Genomic DNA, 14,118 nt, shown 5'->3' with positions numbered 1-14,118 from the left:
TTTAAGGAGCATCCTTTGCCGAAAATAATATTCGCAATTATGACTCTCTTGTTGTGTTTCTCACCTCTTCCTGCAAATGCGAAAGACAAAATAACTTTCGCCACTCAGGATTTCCCACCTTTTTCATATTTAGAAAATGGTGAAGTCCAAGGCCCCGGTGCGGCAATCATTAAAAAAATATGTATGAAGTTGGAGACCGACTATGAAATAATACTGCGACCTTGGAGAAGGTCGCAGAGCATGGCTAAAAAAGGTGAAGTGCAAGCTATTTTTTTAATAGGAAAAAATAAACAAAGAGAATCATGGATAATATTTTCACCTCCGATTATTAATACAGAGTATGGTTTTTTTGAGTGCACAACCACACCTATCAATTATAAAAACATCTACAGCCTCAGAGGCAAACGCGTAGGGGTATACGGCCCTTCAAACACCTCAAATGAGCTCATAAAAATAAGTAAGCCACTCAGAGGAAGAATCAGTATTGATACAACTCCAGACGACATAGCGCCTTTCAAAAAACTTTCTAAATGCCGTGTTGATGCAGTCTATTCCAATAAAGAGGTAGGCTTTGCAATGATCGAAAAACTAAATCTTGATAACATCCAGTTCGCAGGAGCTAATAAAGATATAAATTACTACATTGGTTTTTCCAAAGAATTCGCTCCTCCTGAATTTGTAAAAAAATTCAACAAGGAACTGGAAAATATGAAAAAGACAGGAGAACTTCAACTGATATTAAATAAATTCGGGATGCAGGCTGCGCACGAAGCGCAGTAACCTTCAAGCAGCCCTAACCGTTTAAATCTCTCCCAAGGCGTATTTTTCTACTTCGTCCAACCGTTGCAAGTAGTCCTCTGTATAAAGCGGCCCGTTTGCGGTAAACGCAATCACATTTTTTCGATGTGCCTGACACCACTGCGAAAGATCAGGATTTCTCCAGATTCGGCCATATGTTTTAATCATATGCAATGTGTTGTGGCATACTGGTGTGTATTCAGCCGTCCTGACTAACAACGTAGTATAATCCTTCTCAAGATTAACAAAAAATTTACCTATTGCGCTAGCGCATAGATAATTTGCTCCTGATGCGAGCATTTTGAGCAGCTCTTCCTCAGAATATTTTTCAGGCTGCCACGGATGATTCCACTCATCCGGTTTCACTTCGTTTGCGGAATAACAGATTTTACCATTCTCGATAAAATCTGTTATCTTAGCTGCTAAAACAGGCCACATTGAACCTACATGTTCAATGTCACGGCTGGCATGAATACCTGTTACCACATTATTTTCTTCCGCTAACTTAAACTTCAAAAAGGGACAGTGAGCTTCAATTTTCTTCTCGGACGAAGCCCATATTCCGGAAAAAACTCTGTCCATATCAACGACATTTAAATCAGAAATATTATTTTCCCAGCGATTAAATATTGCACCGCTGTACTTCCACAGATCGTTCCATCCCTCAAGATACGAATAAGGTTCGGGACCGAACGCCGGGAAATGGGAAAGTCTTGAAACAACCAGAATAGGCACCAAAGGAAATTTTTCGCGAATATTCTTGAGCATTTCCTCGTATCGCTTCATATAGGTAGACGGATTTACCTGAATCATACCGAATCCAGCTTTCATCCACTCCTCAAGATCTGGATGATATGTCCATGCCTTAGGATCAATAAAGAATATATATTTCTGGGTCCTATTAATAAAAAGTGGACTGCTTTCATGGAACAGATTAATTACAATAGCTTCCGGTTCCGGCTCAGCAGAAGAAATCATTTCAAACTGGTTGGAAAGACTGCGGTCATGATAAAAATCTGCAAGTCCAAGATTTACATCTTTATCAAGTAACTCTTGCGGAATAATACCGGGAGAACTGTTATATGTAAAAGGTGAAGCTAACACTTTATACACGCAGTCATACCCCAGTTTGCTAACAGCGCGACTGAGGAAATCCATTTGACAGTTTCCTAAAAAGTAAAGCATCTTTAATCCTGAATAATTGTTGAAAAGTTATTTTTTCCAGAACATTAATTTTAATTCACCTTATTGCCGACACACAGTCAAGAGTTTGTAAAAATGACAAATATTACAGTTGAAACGTTTGTTCTCGGCCCTCTAGAAACAAACTGTTACCTGCTGACCTCCGGCAAAGATGCAATTGTAATAGACTGTGCTCCGGAGCCGCAACCCCTTTTAGAGACGATCAAAGGCAGAAATCTCAATCTTAAATCTATCTACCTGACTCATATGCATTTAGATCATATCGGAGGAGTGAGTGAGCTTCAAAAAATGACCGGAGCGCAGATTTATGGAAACATCGAAGATCACTACCTGAACGACGTGTCTTTCTCATACGGAGGATCAAAAGAATTCCCACATCTTTTAGACTTCGAAGTAACCGACCTGAAACCCGGAAAACAGTTTATATTTGATCAACCAATGATGGTACTCGACACGCCCGGTCATACCATCGGCAGTCTTTCATTTTTTTTCCCGGCACTTAGCTGTGTATTCGTCGGAGATTTAATATTCATGATAGCTGTAGGTCGAACGGACTTTCCCGGCGGAAACAGCGAGACTTTATTGAATTCCATCAGAACCAGAATATTCATTCTTCCGGACGAAACACAAATTTATCCAGGCCACGGCCCTATGACCTCAGTCATTCACGAAAAGAAAAACAATCCGCTTTTTACATAAAAAACAGCCCCGCACGGCATGCCGTGCGGGGCTGAGTAATAACTAGTATTTGAGCCCGAGTTCATTTTTAATAAATGCAAAGTCGATATGCGACTCAACAAGCTCAACTCCGTGCTTGATTTTGGCTGGTTCACGCAGTTTATGACGCGAAAGGATATCTTCCATTTTTTTCGCTACAGAAAAAGTGTCATCCCTCACTACAATGATTGGAGTCCCCAAAACTTCTGAACGAGTTAAAATAATATCATTCGGATAAAGATTTCCGGTCAGCACTAGACAGGGGCATTCTCCCTCAAGTGCAACAAGCTGAACATCTGATCTGTCTCCGCCTACAATCACAGCGGAATTACGATGCTTACGAAAATGAGTCATAAAATTTTCGACTTGCATAGTTCCAATCAAAAAGCTTTCCACAGGCTGATCTTTTTTACTATGAGCCGAAATAATCTTACCACCCAGATGCTCTGCAAGATCACAAACTTTTATGGTTCCCATGAGCGAGTCTTTAGGGATTACGCCCAGCACTTTAACTCCTTTTCTTTCAAGAAAAGGTTTAATGAGTGAGGTTATTTCATCCATAAAAGTAGGAGGAATATCATTCAGAATAACCCCGATCATATTATCACCGAGGGTTTCTTTGAGTACCACCAGATAGTCGTAGTTCAACTCTTTCTGAAATCTATCAATAACAACGCATTTAATTCCCAAAGTTTTAACAAGGTGAACCCCGTCTACCCCGCAATATTTGCCGGAATACATGGAACCTGACCCTGCAACCAGAGTAAGATCTTTGTCCGCGCTTATTTTTTCGTAAGCCTGAACAATAGGCTCAACATGGTCTTCACATCTTCCATTAAAAGCCTGAACCTTAAAATCATGAGTAACTACAACCGGAGTAACTACTTTAGCCGGGTTGGAAACACCTAAAACCTCTTGAAGAAAAAAAGCGTCTTCATCGCCGAGACACCCGTCAACTTCAACTGGAATAGCTCCAACCGGTTTCATGTAACCAAGACTGACGCCTGCTTTCTGAAAATACAGACCAAGTCCCATAACGATCATATTCTTACCGGAATATCCGCTGGTGGAGCCTATATATAAACCGGGCATGAAAGTTACTCCTTAAATTTTAAATTTTAACCGATGGTCATACGCATATTGGCGACAACCGCCCCATCCGGTCCCACAATAACGGGGCTGAATTCTGCTTCCTGAATCTCTGGTAGATCTGATGCCATCTGAGAAACCATGAGCAATATATCTTCCAACGCCCCTAAATCTATTGCGGCTCCGGATCTGGCTCCGCGCAAAATAGGATACGCCGCTATTTCGCGAATCATTTCCTGTGCATCGTTAAGAGCGAGAGGAGCCAGTCTTGATGAAACATCACCAAGCATATCAGCGTGAATGCCACCAAGAGAGAACCGGATAAGCGGTCCGAACTGGGCATCACGCCTGAAAGAAATTATAACTTCATGCGAATCTTTCGGTCCCATGGCTTGAACAAGACAACCCGTAATATAGGCATCTTTACATCTTCTGGCGGCACGGGAAGTTATCTCTAAAAAGGCCCTTCGCAACTCCTGCGGAGTATTGAGATCCGTAACAACCAACCCAAGCTCTTCTTTTCTGGATATCTGCGGCGAAGCAACTTTAAGAACCACAGGGTATCCGATCCGTTTAGCAGCCTTGGCTGCCTGATTAGATGTGCGGGCCAGAACAGTTTCGGGAACCGGGAGCTCATAAGCCGAAGCCAGATGCTGTGCATCAAGCTCGACAAGCTCCATCAGACCGATTCTTCTGGAATTAGCTACGATGCTTTGCGCTTTCGAAATATCCCGCCTGAAACAAACCTCAATGGGCCAATCTTTATTCTGCCATCTGTGACAGCGAGTCATGGCGTCAAGGCTCCTGACTGCGGCTTCCGGAAAATCATAACACGGAATTCCTCCGTCACGGAGTAAATTTCTTGCCCCGGTAACAGAATGCCCCCCCATAAAACAGGCAACAATCGGCTTCGAAGAATCCATCGCTGCAACAAGTATGTCAGCGGCAACTTTTTCCACCTCAGCAACAATATTCGCGGCAGGGGTAAGAATTACCAGCACAGAATCAAAAGCATCATCCTCAATAACGGCTCTAAGAGTCTTCGCATATGTTTCAGATGTCGCATCACCAATCATATCAATAGGATTGTACAGTGCTGCATAAGGCTTTAGAAAGCCTTTCATCTTATCAATAGTGGCATTGGAAGGACGCGAAACTGTAAGGCTGCCCTTTTCGCACATATCAGCAGCAATAATTCCAGGTCCACCTGAATTAGTAACAATTGCAACACTGCCACCCTTTGGAAGAGGCTGACAGGAAAAAGCATGCGCGAGATTGAACATATCTTCGATATCAACAGCTTGTAAAACACCGGCTTGACGGAAAGCAGCATTGTATGCGCTTGTTGTTCCTGTTAAAGCTCCTGAGTGAGCGGATGCCGCCCTTGCACCGGCGGAAGTCCCTCCTGCGCGAAGTAAGATCAAAGGTTTCTTGCAGGTGGCATCATAAGCTACCCGTAAAAAGTCCTGTCCGTCTTCAAGAGTTTCACAATAACCGACGACAACTTTCGTGTCAGGATCATTAGAAAGGTATCTGAGCATTGTGGCTTCGCTGAGAACAGCCTTGTTGCCTAGGCTTATAAACTTAGAAAAACCGACCCCTTCGCTGTTGGCCCAGTCCAATGCTGTATTGCAAAGAGCTCCGGATTGAGAAAAAAATGCAATGTTTCCCTGCTTCGTGTAATCTGCAGACAGACTTGCGTTAAGTGACAAAGTTGGATTCATAAGCCCGAGACAATTCGGTCCTAATATAATCATACCGGTTTTTTTAGCGATTTTGGCAAGACGCTGCTCAAGGATATACCCTTCGCGTCCTGTCTCTCCAAAGCCGGAACTCGTTACTATTGCGGCGCGAACAGGGAGTTCGCAGAGCATTTCTACAGCACCGAGAACTTCCGCAGGAGACAGACAGATAACAGCCAAATCGGTAAAACGGGGAATCTCGGAAATTGAAGAAAAAGCCTTTATTCCAAGAACTTCTTCACCTTCGGCATTGACTGGAAAGATTTTGCCCTTATATCCTGAGGCAAGAAGATTAGACGCAACAATGGTGCCGGGGTCATCCGCATCTGCGGTAGCCCCGATAATGGCGATAGATATCGGCTCAAATAGAGCCTCTAATGAAGAATAAGAATACATTTTTAATTTTACTATAAATTTAAGCAGGTTTTTATGGAAGAAGAGTACTTACGCCTCCAGCAATGTATCCACTATCGATTTTCGCAAGTCAAGCATTTAGCCACGGCATTAACCCACAGTTCATGGGCAAATGAGCAGGTTGAACCGTGTGAAGATAATGAAAGGCTCGAATTCTTAGGAGACGCAGTTCTTGAATTATGCGTAACCGAAGAACTTTTCAAGCGTTTTCAAGAAGCTCATGAAGGACAGTTAACCAAAATTAGATCTAAACTGGTTAAGGAAAAAAGTCTTTCAATAATCGCCCTTGAATTGGGATTAAATTACTTTTTGCGACTTGGCAAAGGAGAGGAGTCTCAAGGCGGCAGGCTGCGAGCTTCTCTGTTGGCGGATACAATGGAGGCTGTTATAGGAGCTGTATTCCTTGATGGCGGATATCCTGAGGCTTGTAGCTTCATCCATAGACTGTTTGAAGATAAATGGCCTGAAACTTTCAAAATTGAAACTTCTAAAGATTTTAAAAGCAAACTTCAGGAAATAACACAGGATATATTTAAAGAACGACCAACATACATGCTTACAGGTACCAAAGGCCCTGAGCATGAAAAAATATTTCAGGTAGTCTTAAATCTTCCGAGTGGAAAAACTTTTGAGGCTGAAGGGACAAGTCTGAAAAAAGCTGAACAGACAGCGGCTGCAACTGCAATTGTTTACTTAAATTCTCAAAAAACTGAAGACTGATTATTCTAGACTGCCTTCAATTCTTCTTCTGATTTCGTCTTGCTTTTATCTGCTTAAAAAAGGTCAAGGACCGGGAGATGGTGATCAGCCATCTCCACAGTCCTTAATCGTCACCCAATATGTCAAGCGTTATCCGCCTATGAGCTGCATTGCCATCTTCGGTAGCGAGTTAGCCTGTGACAGCATTGCCACCGCGGCCTGTGTGAGAATCTGGTTACGAACAAATTCAGTCATTTCGCTTGCTACGTCGACGTCGGAGATACGAGATTCCGATGCCTGAACGTTTTCAGCCTGAATTGAAAGGTTGGTGATAGTATTTTCCAACCTGTTCTGCATAGCACCGAGATTCGCACGAATCTTATCTTTTGAAATAATTGCCTGCTGAATCTTATCCAAAGCCTGCTGAGCCAAAGCCTGAGTCGAAATCGCGGTGTTTACACCGAGAGCAGAGGCTGTGGAAGTGCCGACTGAAATATAATAGTAATCTTCAGAAGAATCGTTGCCTGTTCCGAAGTGAACCTTCATAGGTCCTGTTGCGTGCAACCCATTACCGTTATGAGCAGAAGCCGCTCCGGAAAGGTTACCGTTTAACAGATGAATTCCGTTGAAATCTGTTGCGTTTGCAATACGGGTAATTTCCGATGCCATTGCCTGAAATTCAGAATCAATAATCAGGCGCTGATCGGAGTTATAAGTACCGGTAGATGCCTGAGTTGCAAGTTCTTTCATGCGGATGAGCTTTTCATCGATAACCTGCAATGCTCCGTCTGCGGTCTGAATCATGGAAATCGCGTCATTGGCGTTTCTCATACCCTGATTCAGAGATTTAACATCAGCACGCATAAGTTCGCGAATTGCCAGTCCGGCAGCATCATCAGCTGCGGTTCCGACTCTCAAGCCAGATGAAAGGCGCCGGGTGGAGACGCCGAGATTGCCGTACGCTGTATCGAGATTGCGTTGGGCGGTCATGGCCATAAGGTTGTGGTTAATGACTAAGGACATATCTGAACCTCCTTGTTGTTCACAAAAATCCGTTTTGTTAACCAACATAAAGCAACGGTAATGCCAAAAGCACTTTTACTAACTAATATAAAGACTTATAAGCATAGATAAAGTCTAGACTTCAAAAAAAGAGCAATATCGGTCAATTTTTACTGACAGTACGCGATGGGACATGTCAATTTTTTCCCTACACCAATTCACAACGCAAAAACGATATAAACATCTGATTTTGATGTTTTTATATTAAATAGTAAATATGGATAGTTTAATAAAAAAGACTACGGGTGAGATATGAATCATTTGCAAGAGTCAGTATTCCGGCAGGCTCAAAAAAAAAATAATCCCCGCTTCCGATACGGCACGATCGGGAGCGAGGATTACTGGTACCTGTGCAACCAGGGGAGTCATTCCCGGCTGCGGAGGTTGTAAGAAAGGAGCTTTCTTATATTTTCAGCATCTTATCAGGACACATTAGTGACTATTAGCGCTTGAGCTGGATGAGTTCACCCATCATTGTATCGGTTGTTGTGATAACCTTCGAGTTCGCCTGGAAACCGCGCTGGGTGGTAATCATATTTACAAATTCCACTGCAAGGTCAACGTTTGAAGCCTCAAGGGAGTTTGAAGCAATTGACCCTTTACCACCGCTATTCGGCAAGCCGGTCAACGCGTCACCCGATTCTCTGGTTTCAGAGAAGAGGTTACCACCTTCCCGACGAAGTCCCCATCTATTATTAAAGTCGGCAAGAGTTAAAACATATAATTCAAGTATCTGTCCGTTTGAATATCGCCCTGTCAGAACACCGTCTCTGCTTACAGATACATTCTGCAGGAATCCTGCGGTATATCCATCCTGAGACTGGAATAATGTGGTTGAACCGGTGCTATAACTGGTTGTTGACAGTGCACTTTTCTCAACCTCACCAAAATTAGGTATCCGGCTGACATCGGTAATATCTGTTCCCAGCTGACCGGCATTTGAGATTATAGCTGATCCAGTATTCCACCCTTTGGTAATTCCACTTCCTGACAGATCCTGATTACTCAGACCAAAGTTCATTTCAATCGTAGTCGGACTGACTGAGTCAGTAAAACTGGCGTTTGAAGTTGACAGAAAGTTAGCTGTCAGAACCGGAAGACCATTTTGAGAAAAGTTAGCCAGATTCCACTCTGACAAATCCTTTAGATCAGTTCCGGCTACTCCACTCTTAAGTGTGAAAGCCGAAACTCCAGTAAGATCACCGGCAGCGTTAAAAGTCATGGTTCCGGTCATAAGAAGCCCGGCAGCGGAAGTTGTCGCAAAAGATGAAGTTCCGTCGACAAGACGTCCATCTTCGTTAGGCTGGCTGGTAACAATAAATTCCCAAACCTTTTTACCACCGGCATTACTGAGTGTAACCTGATCAAAATAAGTTGTTACATTATGAGAAGAACCGTTGGCATCATAGACCTTGATAGTCGACTGATACCCGTAAAGAGAATCACCGAGTGGTGGATCTGCGGTGCCATCCCACGCTTCAAATAATGAGAAATATGGATTGGTCGCGCTTGTTGCGTGACTTGCATCCCCGGAATCAAGGTTGGTAATCATATTGACGCGGCTGGTAGCCAGCGGGGCAGACTGAAAATTTTCTAATCTGATGTCAGTTGGAACACCTACAGTTCTTACTGCATTAGATGCGGTCGTTGTATCTCCGGTCGCAATACCGCCGGATGATTTCTGAACCTGCCATCCCTGCAAAACGTATCCATGCGGATCAGTCAGGTAACCGTCTTTATCAAAACGAAAGTTACCCGCTCTGCTGTAATAAGTAGATTCATCTTCCTTAGGCTTTACTATAAAGAATCCGCTTCCGCCGATTGCAAGGTCAGTTGATTCAGAAGTTGTCTCAAATGAACCCTGTGCGAAGTCGGCATAAATTGCCCCTACCTGAACGCCGCGACCAACCTGAGCAATACCGGTCGCAGTGGACATATCCTGACTGATAGCGTCTTCAAAATGCATCTTTGCACTTTTAAAACCGACAGTATTAACGTTTGCAATGTTGTTACCGAGAACAGACATCTTATCGCCGTGTGCCTGTAGTCCTGTGATACCTGAGTACAATGATGCTGATAAACCCATGAGAAACCTCCTTTAAGTCCCGTTGACTCGTGGTTGTTTTTAAGCTGAATCTCCGTCAGGAGTTTCAGGAACAACCGTGGGACTGACAACTTCTCTAATATTGAGAAAGTTGATGTAACGACCGTCTTTAAGGTGCAGAAACTGTTGACCGCCCTCTGAAACGACACCTGTAACTTCTCCACTTACTTCTGTCTTAACCATTACCGGCTTGCCATTGGCATCTTCCGCCGCCATTGCGATGTTGTAGACGCCATCCGATACATCCTTTCCAGACCAGTCCTTTCCGTCCCACTCAAATTCGTAGGTTCCCTCAGCTTTAGAGCCGAGCTGGACTGTCCGGATAAGATTCTTGTCATTGTCGTAAATATTGATAAATGCGTTTGCTACAGGCTCACCAAGTCCGTAAAAGACCTTGCTGATTTTTCCGTCTGAGCGACTCAGGGAATAACCTTCCGCCTTGACTTCTTTACCTATGAAGCCAACGGCTGAAACCATCTGTTCCTGAGCCTGATTGCCGGACATACTTTCCAGATTCTTATTAACCTTAGTAAGCTGTTCAAGACTGGAAAACTGCGCCATCTGCGCCATGTATTCTTTGTCTTCCATAGGATTTGCAGGATCTTGATTCTGCATCTGGGTCAAGAGAAGCTTTAAAAAGTCATCTGTACCCAATGAAGATTTATGTTGCGGCGTATTGCTGGCTGCCATGTCGGCTTCCGCTCTGCCTAATATATTGCTGTATCCTACATATCCCATGACTCTTACCTCTTATTTTTCGTTAAGCGACTATGTGTAGACCGCTTTGGGAAATAGTTGCCGTATGCTCTATATTTTGCATATCCTGGGCCAAAGAGGTTCCGCCGTTTCGTAAAGCCTGCCAACGCTTCTTCATTCCGGCCATCATTTCCTGATAATGGGCACTGTTGTGATCCTGTGCTCCATTCCATGAAGACTGTGTTTCTCTGTCTGCAATACCGGTCTGAACTTCAAGCTTATCGACCTTAAGCCCCTGTTCTTCCAGAGCTAACTTAACGGTTTCAAGCTGTTCTGCAATGACCTTTGCGGTCTCAGGATTCTCTGCCCTGATGGTCGCTTGGACTTCCTTATTCTTAACCTGAATCATAACGTTGACAGTACCAAGATCAAGAGGGTTCAGCGTGAGGGTAATCTGTGATTTTCCCTGTCCTAAGTTCTTAAAAGCCCCTTGCTGGACCTGCTCCAGAATATTTGACCGGGCAGTTTTTTCCCACATTCCAGTGGTTTTTCCTGACTGAGTGGCATGAGCTGCATTCTTAAGAGCGCCCATGGCTCCCCCGCCAAAACCTTCGCCCAAAATTGAAGACTCGCCTTTTGATAACGAAGCATCTGAGAGCTTGCCGAAAAAGTCATTCCAAGTGCTTACATCGTTGGAATCGGAAAGAATATTTTCAAGCCAATGTTTGGCTGTATATTTAGAATCGTTTGCAGCAGAATTGTTTTGAGGATTGTTTTGAGGATTATCTTCAAAACCACCCTTACCCTGATTACCCAATCCGCTGCCGGAATTATTTTCTGAATTCAGCGCACTGTTACCGTTCTGCTTCGTCGTTGAGTTACCGGTCGAGTTTTCATTAGAGTTCTTAGACATAACAGAATCACCGGCCTCACCATGCGTTGCAGGCTTGGAGCTGTCACTGATGTCCTTCCCTATTCCAAGCGAATCGCTGATTACCTTTGCAGAGGCCATACGAACTGTATCAGGTGTTTGATCTGAAGCCTTATCCATTGCACTTTGAAGAGAAAAGCTTACCGTCTTGACCAGCTTGAGATCCTTCGCATCCTGAGCAACACTCTGCTCAGCCAAAGCATCCTTTAAAACAGAAAATCCCTGCTTGATAAGACCTACAGTTGCACCGTCCTTCGTAAGTAACTGGGCAACCTTTGCGCTGTTTTTACCGGAAAGTTTAAAAAGAGAATTCAGAGTATTTGTTTCCTCTTCAGAAAGCTGAAGAGACTGAGAATCGGAAAGAGCTGCAAGCTTAGCCTGCATCTTCTCAAGAACATCACCCATATTTCCCTTGGAAATACTTACAAGCATAGCCTTAGCTTCATCAGGAGCGAAACCGAGCTTTGCAAAAATAGAGTGCATATTCTGCTGCTGAACCGGGTCTAAGTTAAAACCCTTCACAGACTGCATCATACCGGTAAGTTCGCTGACCAGTTCTCCGTAAGTAAGGCCGCCCTTACTCATTACCTTTTCTTCCAGATCAGCAATGTCTTTCTTATCGATACCATATTCAGTCAGCTCTTCCTTGATTTCATTCCAGTCTTCACGACTGACCTGAAGCTCTTGAGGCTGCTCTTCAACGGACTGAACTGAAATTTCGCGAGCTGTTTCATCTATATACTCAGAGGCACTTTGAAGCTCATCATTATACGGCACATCGTCATACGAAGAACGAATGTCAGCTACAGCTTCCTGCACTGGCTGATAGACACTTTCAAGACCTGCCTTATTGCTTGAATAGAGAAAATCATCGAACATTGATGAACGATATGAATCTTCAAGCAGGGGTGTCCTGTCTGTAGTTATTTCTAAGTTCTGAGTACTTTGATCAAGATGTGGAAGTATTTTCATTTTCTAGCTCCTCGTGTCATCTTCTTTCACAAGGCGTGCCAAAACTGAAAACACATTATTTCAGGCATTTACATTAAGATAAAACTAAAAAAGAGGGTACTTTCTTCCCTACGGGGAAAAATAGTTCAGTGTGGATTACTTTTCGCTGACAATAGCTGCCAGTCTTTCATAGAGGGATAAAACTTTAATCCATGACGCCCGGTCATAATCATTATTTTGAAGTAAAAGATGAATATATCCAGCAAATTGACGTAATATTAGCGGACATGAGTTCCAGAATGTTTCAGAAAGAGAAGCGCTATTCGCAAGCCCCTTGCTGAACTCCTTACCGAACCTTGGCAGATGGAAACACATTTTTCGAGCAAGAAGCGGCTGTTGCTCGATCACTTCAGCCCAGATCTTATCTGCGCCGCGACTGTCCCACAACCCGAATGCCATGCCGAAAAATTCCTGCCAAAATTGACCAAGCCTGTCGCCGGCTTCTGCGGAGCGCCCACTTACATGAAGTAAGTTATACACCCCGCTGGCACTTCTGGATGAAGAATAAAGACGCAATCCCGGCAAATTTGTTTTATGCAAAGCCGCCCGGTCATCACGAATCATACTCTTTGCAACCGTTGCGATACGCGAGGGAGTAAAAGGATCATGACAATGCAGTCTGTCCCGCACACAAGTCCAGCAACCAAGAGCACAGCTCATAGTAGACCGCAGCACATAATGATCATTCTGGTAAGGTCCGGTTTCCCAAGGATTAACATTCCCCATGGAAAGATTGAGCACTTTAAGCCCGGACCATGCCGCAAGATGCATCGGTCCTGTGTCAGGAGTAATAAAAAGTTGTAATGACTGCCCGACCGCGGCAAGCTCACCGAGATTAAGCTTACCTGTCATATCGAGCACGGGGCCGCCGAAAGTATGGGCGACATCTGCCCCGAGTCCTTTATCATGAGGTCCGCCGAAAAGAATCGGTTTCATTCCCCGTCCAAGGATTTCGGAACAAAGCTTAGCCCAGAATTCTACGCCGGGACGTTTGGATTCCTCACTTGCGCCCAAAAACAGACCTATACGACCGCTCTCTCCCTGCAAGGTTCGGGGATCGGACCACGAAGTCTTTGAAATACGGCTTAACGGGATACAATCAAGTGCATTAAGATCAGCCCAATGAAAACGGTTATGCCTATTATTCTGCACCACACTTGCACGGTAAAGCTGCCAGTCTCCGAGGATACGAACAGTTCCTTCGGAGTCTATTACGGGGCCGAATTTAGCTTCGGCTTCGAGTTCTCCGGCAAGAAACGCGGCTTGCTCGCGAATGCTTAAATTTATGATCAGCTCGTACTTTTCTTTACGAAGAACCCCTAAACCCGCCCAAGGGAAATAAGTAACCTTTGGGCTTAATGGCATCAGCGGCCGGTAAAAAGTCTCCTCCGCAACAACCCATATAGGATGACCGGGGTACGTTCGTTCAAGCCACAGAAAAAGCGGAAAAGAAAGGATTAAATCCCCCATCCGCTGCATCTGAAGAACAAGTATCGGGCGTTTTGACATGAGAAGAGCTTACAGTATTATTTGAGGAAATTCCACGCTCTAGGTCGCCCTAACAGTTTTTTCTCTCTACTATATTTATGCCCGGAATCATCACAAAAAAACAGCCCGCTCAAATCACTTTGAACGGGCTGTTTTTATATTTT

Annotated in this window: 11 protein-coding genes; 3 read left to right on the top strand and 8 right to left on the bottom strand. The window is 44.0% G+C overall.

From position 1 onward, the window contains the following. Positions 1-15: 15 nt before the first annotated feature. Positions 16-780 (top strand): ABC transporter substrate-binding protein, encoded by a 765-nt coding sequence (locus JEY82_RS15620; protein ID WP_304087304.1) that lies wholly within the window; start codon positions 16-18, stop codon positions 778-780. 21 nt (positions 781-801) lie between these two features. On the opposite strand, the gene JEY82_RS15615 is transcribed toward JEY82_RS15620, so the two are convergent. Continuing rightward, positions 802-1,956 carry an SGNH/GDSL hydrolase family protein gene (locus tag JEY82_RS15615; protein WP_304087302.1) on the bottom strand — a complete coding sequence of 385 codons (1,155 nt, stop codon included), beginning with the start codon at positions 1,954-1,956 and terminating at the stop codon, positions 802-804. A gap of 120 nt (positions 1,957-2,076) precedes the next feature. On the opposite strand from JEY82_RS15615, the gene JEY82_RS15610 reads away from it, so the two are divergent. Next, the gene (locus JEY82_RS15610; protein ID WP_304087300.1) at positions 2,077-2,700 is read left to right on the top strand and encodes an MBL fold metallo-hydrolase; all 624 of its coding nucleotides are present in this window, start codon (positions 2,077-2,079) and stop codon (positions 2,698-2,700) included. 42 nt (positions 2,701-2,742) lie between these two features. On the opposite strand, the gene JEY82_RS15605 is transcribed toward JEY82_RS15610, so the two are convergent. Further along, positions 2,743-3,810 carry a phosphotransacetylase family protein gene (locus JEY82_RS15605; protein WP_304087298.1) on the bottom strand — a complete coding sequence of 356 codons (1,068 nt, stop codon included), beginning with the start codon at positions 3,808-3,810 and terminating at the stop codon, positions 2,743-2,745. Positions 3,811-3,836: 26 nt separating this feature from the next. Next, on the bottom strand, positions 3,837-5,945 hold the full coding sequence (locus JEY82_RS15600) for an acetate--CoA ligase family protein (RefSeq protein WP_304087296.1): 2,109 nt from the start codon (positions 5,943-5,945) through the stop codon (positions 3,837-3,839). Between the two features lie 33 nt (positions 5,946-5,978). On the opposite strand from JEY82_RS15600, the gene rnc reads away from it, so the two are divergent. Further along, on the top strand, positions 5,979-6,683 hold the full coding sequence (gene rnc / locus JEY82_RS15595; RefSeq protein WP_304087294.1) for a ribonuclease III: 705 nt from the start codon (positions 5,979-5,981) through the stop codon (positions 6,681-6,683). 129 nt (positions 6,684-6,812) lie between these two features. Here the strand turns inward: rnc and JEY82_RS15590 are convergent, their stop codons facing one another. The 5 genes from JEY82_RS15590 to JEY82_RS15570 form a co-directional block, all read right to left on the bottom strand. Then, the gene (locus tag JEY82_RS15590; RefSeq protein WP_304087292.1) at positions 6,813-7,685 is read right to left on the bottom strand and encodes a flagellin; all 873 of its coding nucleotides are present in this window, start codon (positions 7,683-7,685) and stop codon (positions 6,813-6,815) included. A gap of 481 nt (positions 7,686-8,166) precedes the next feature. Beyond that, positions 8,167-9,810 carry a flagellar hook protein FlgE gene (locus JEY82_RS15585; protein ID WP_304087290.1) on the bottom strand — a complete coding sequence of 548 codons (1,644 nt, stop codon included), beginning with the start codon at positions 9,808-9,810 and terminating at the stop codon, positions 8,167-8,169. 39 nt (positions 9,811-9,849) lie between these two features. Next, positions 9,850-10,566 (bottom strand): flagellar hook assembly protein FlgD, encoded by a 717-nt coding sequence (locus JEY82_RS15580; RefSeq protein WP_304087289.1) that lies wholly within the window; start codon positions 10,564-10,566, stop codon positions 9,850-9,852. A 22-nt stretch (positions 10,567-10,588) separates the two neighbouring features. Continuing rightward, positions 10,589-12,427, bottom strand: a complete 1,839-nt coding sequence (locus JEY82_RS15575; RefSeq protein WP_304087287.1) for a flagellar hook-length control protein FliK — start codon at positions 12,425-12,427, stop codon at positions 10,589-10,591. Positions 12,428-12,562: 135 nt separating this feature from the next. Then, positions 12,563-13,936 carry a glycosyltransferase family 9 protein gene (locus JEY82_RS15570; protein ID WP_304087285.1) on the bottom strand — a complete coding sequence of 458 codons (1,374 nt, stop codon included), beginning with the start codon at positions 13,934-13,936 and terminating at the stop codon, positions 12,563-12,565. Between the last annotated feature and the right edge of the window lie 182 nt (positions 13,937-14,118).

Origin of the sequence: Maridesulfovibrio ferrireducens (assembly GCF_016342405.1) — a bacterium.
Lineage (GTDB): Bacteria > Desulfobacterota > Desulfovibrionia > Desulfovibrionales > Desulfovibrionaceae > Maridesulfovibrio > Maridesulfovibrio ferrireducens_A.
This window is presented reverse-complemented; position numbering and strand designations above follow the sequence as displayed.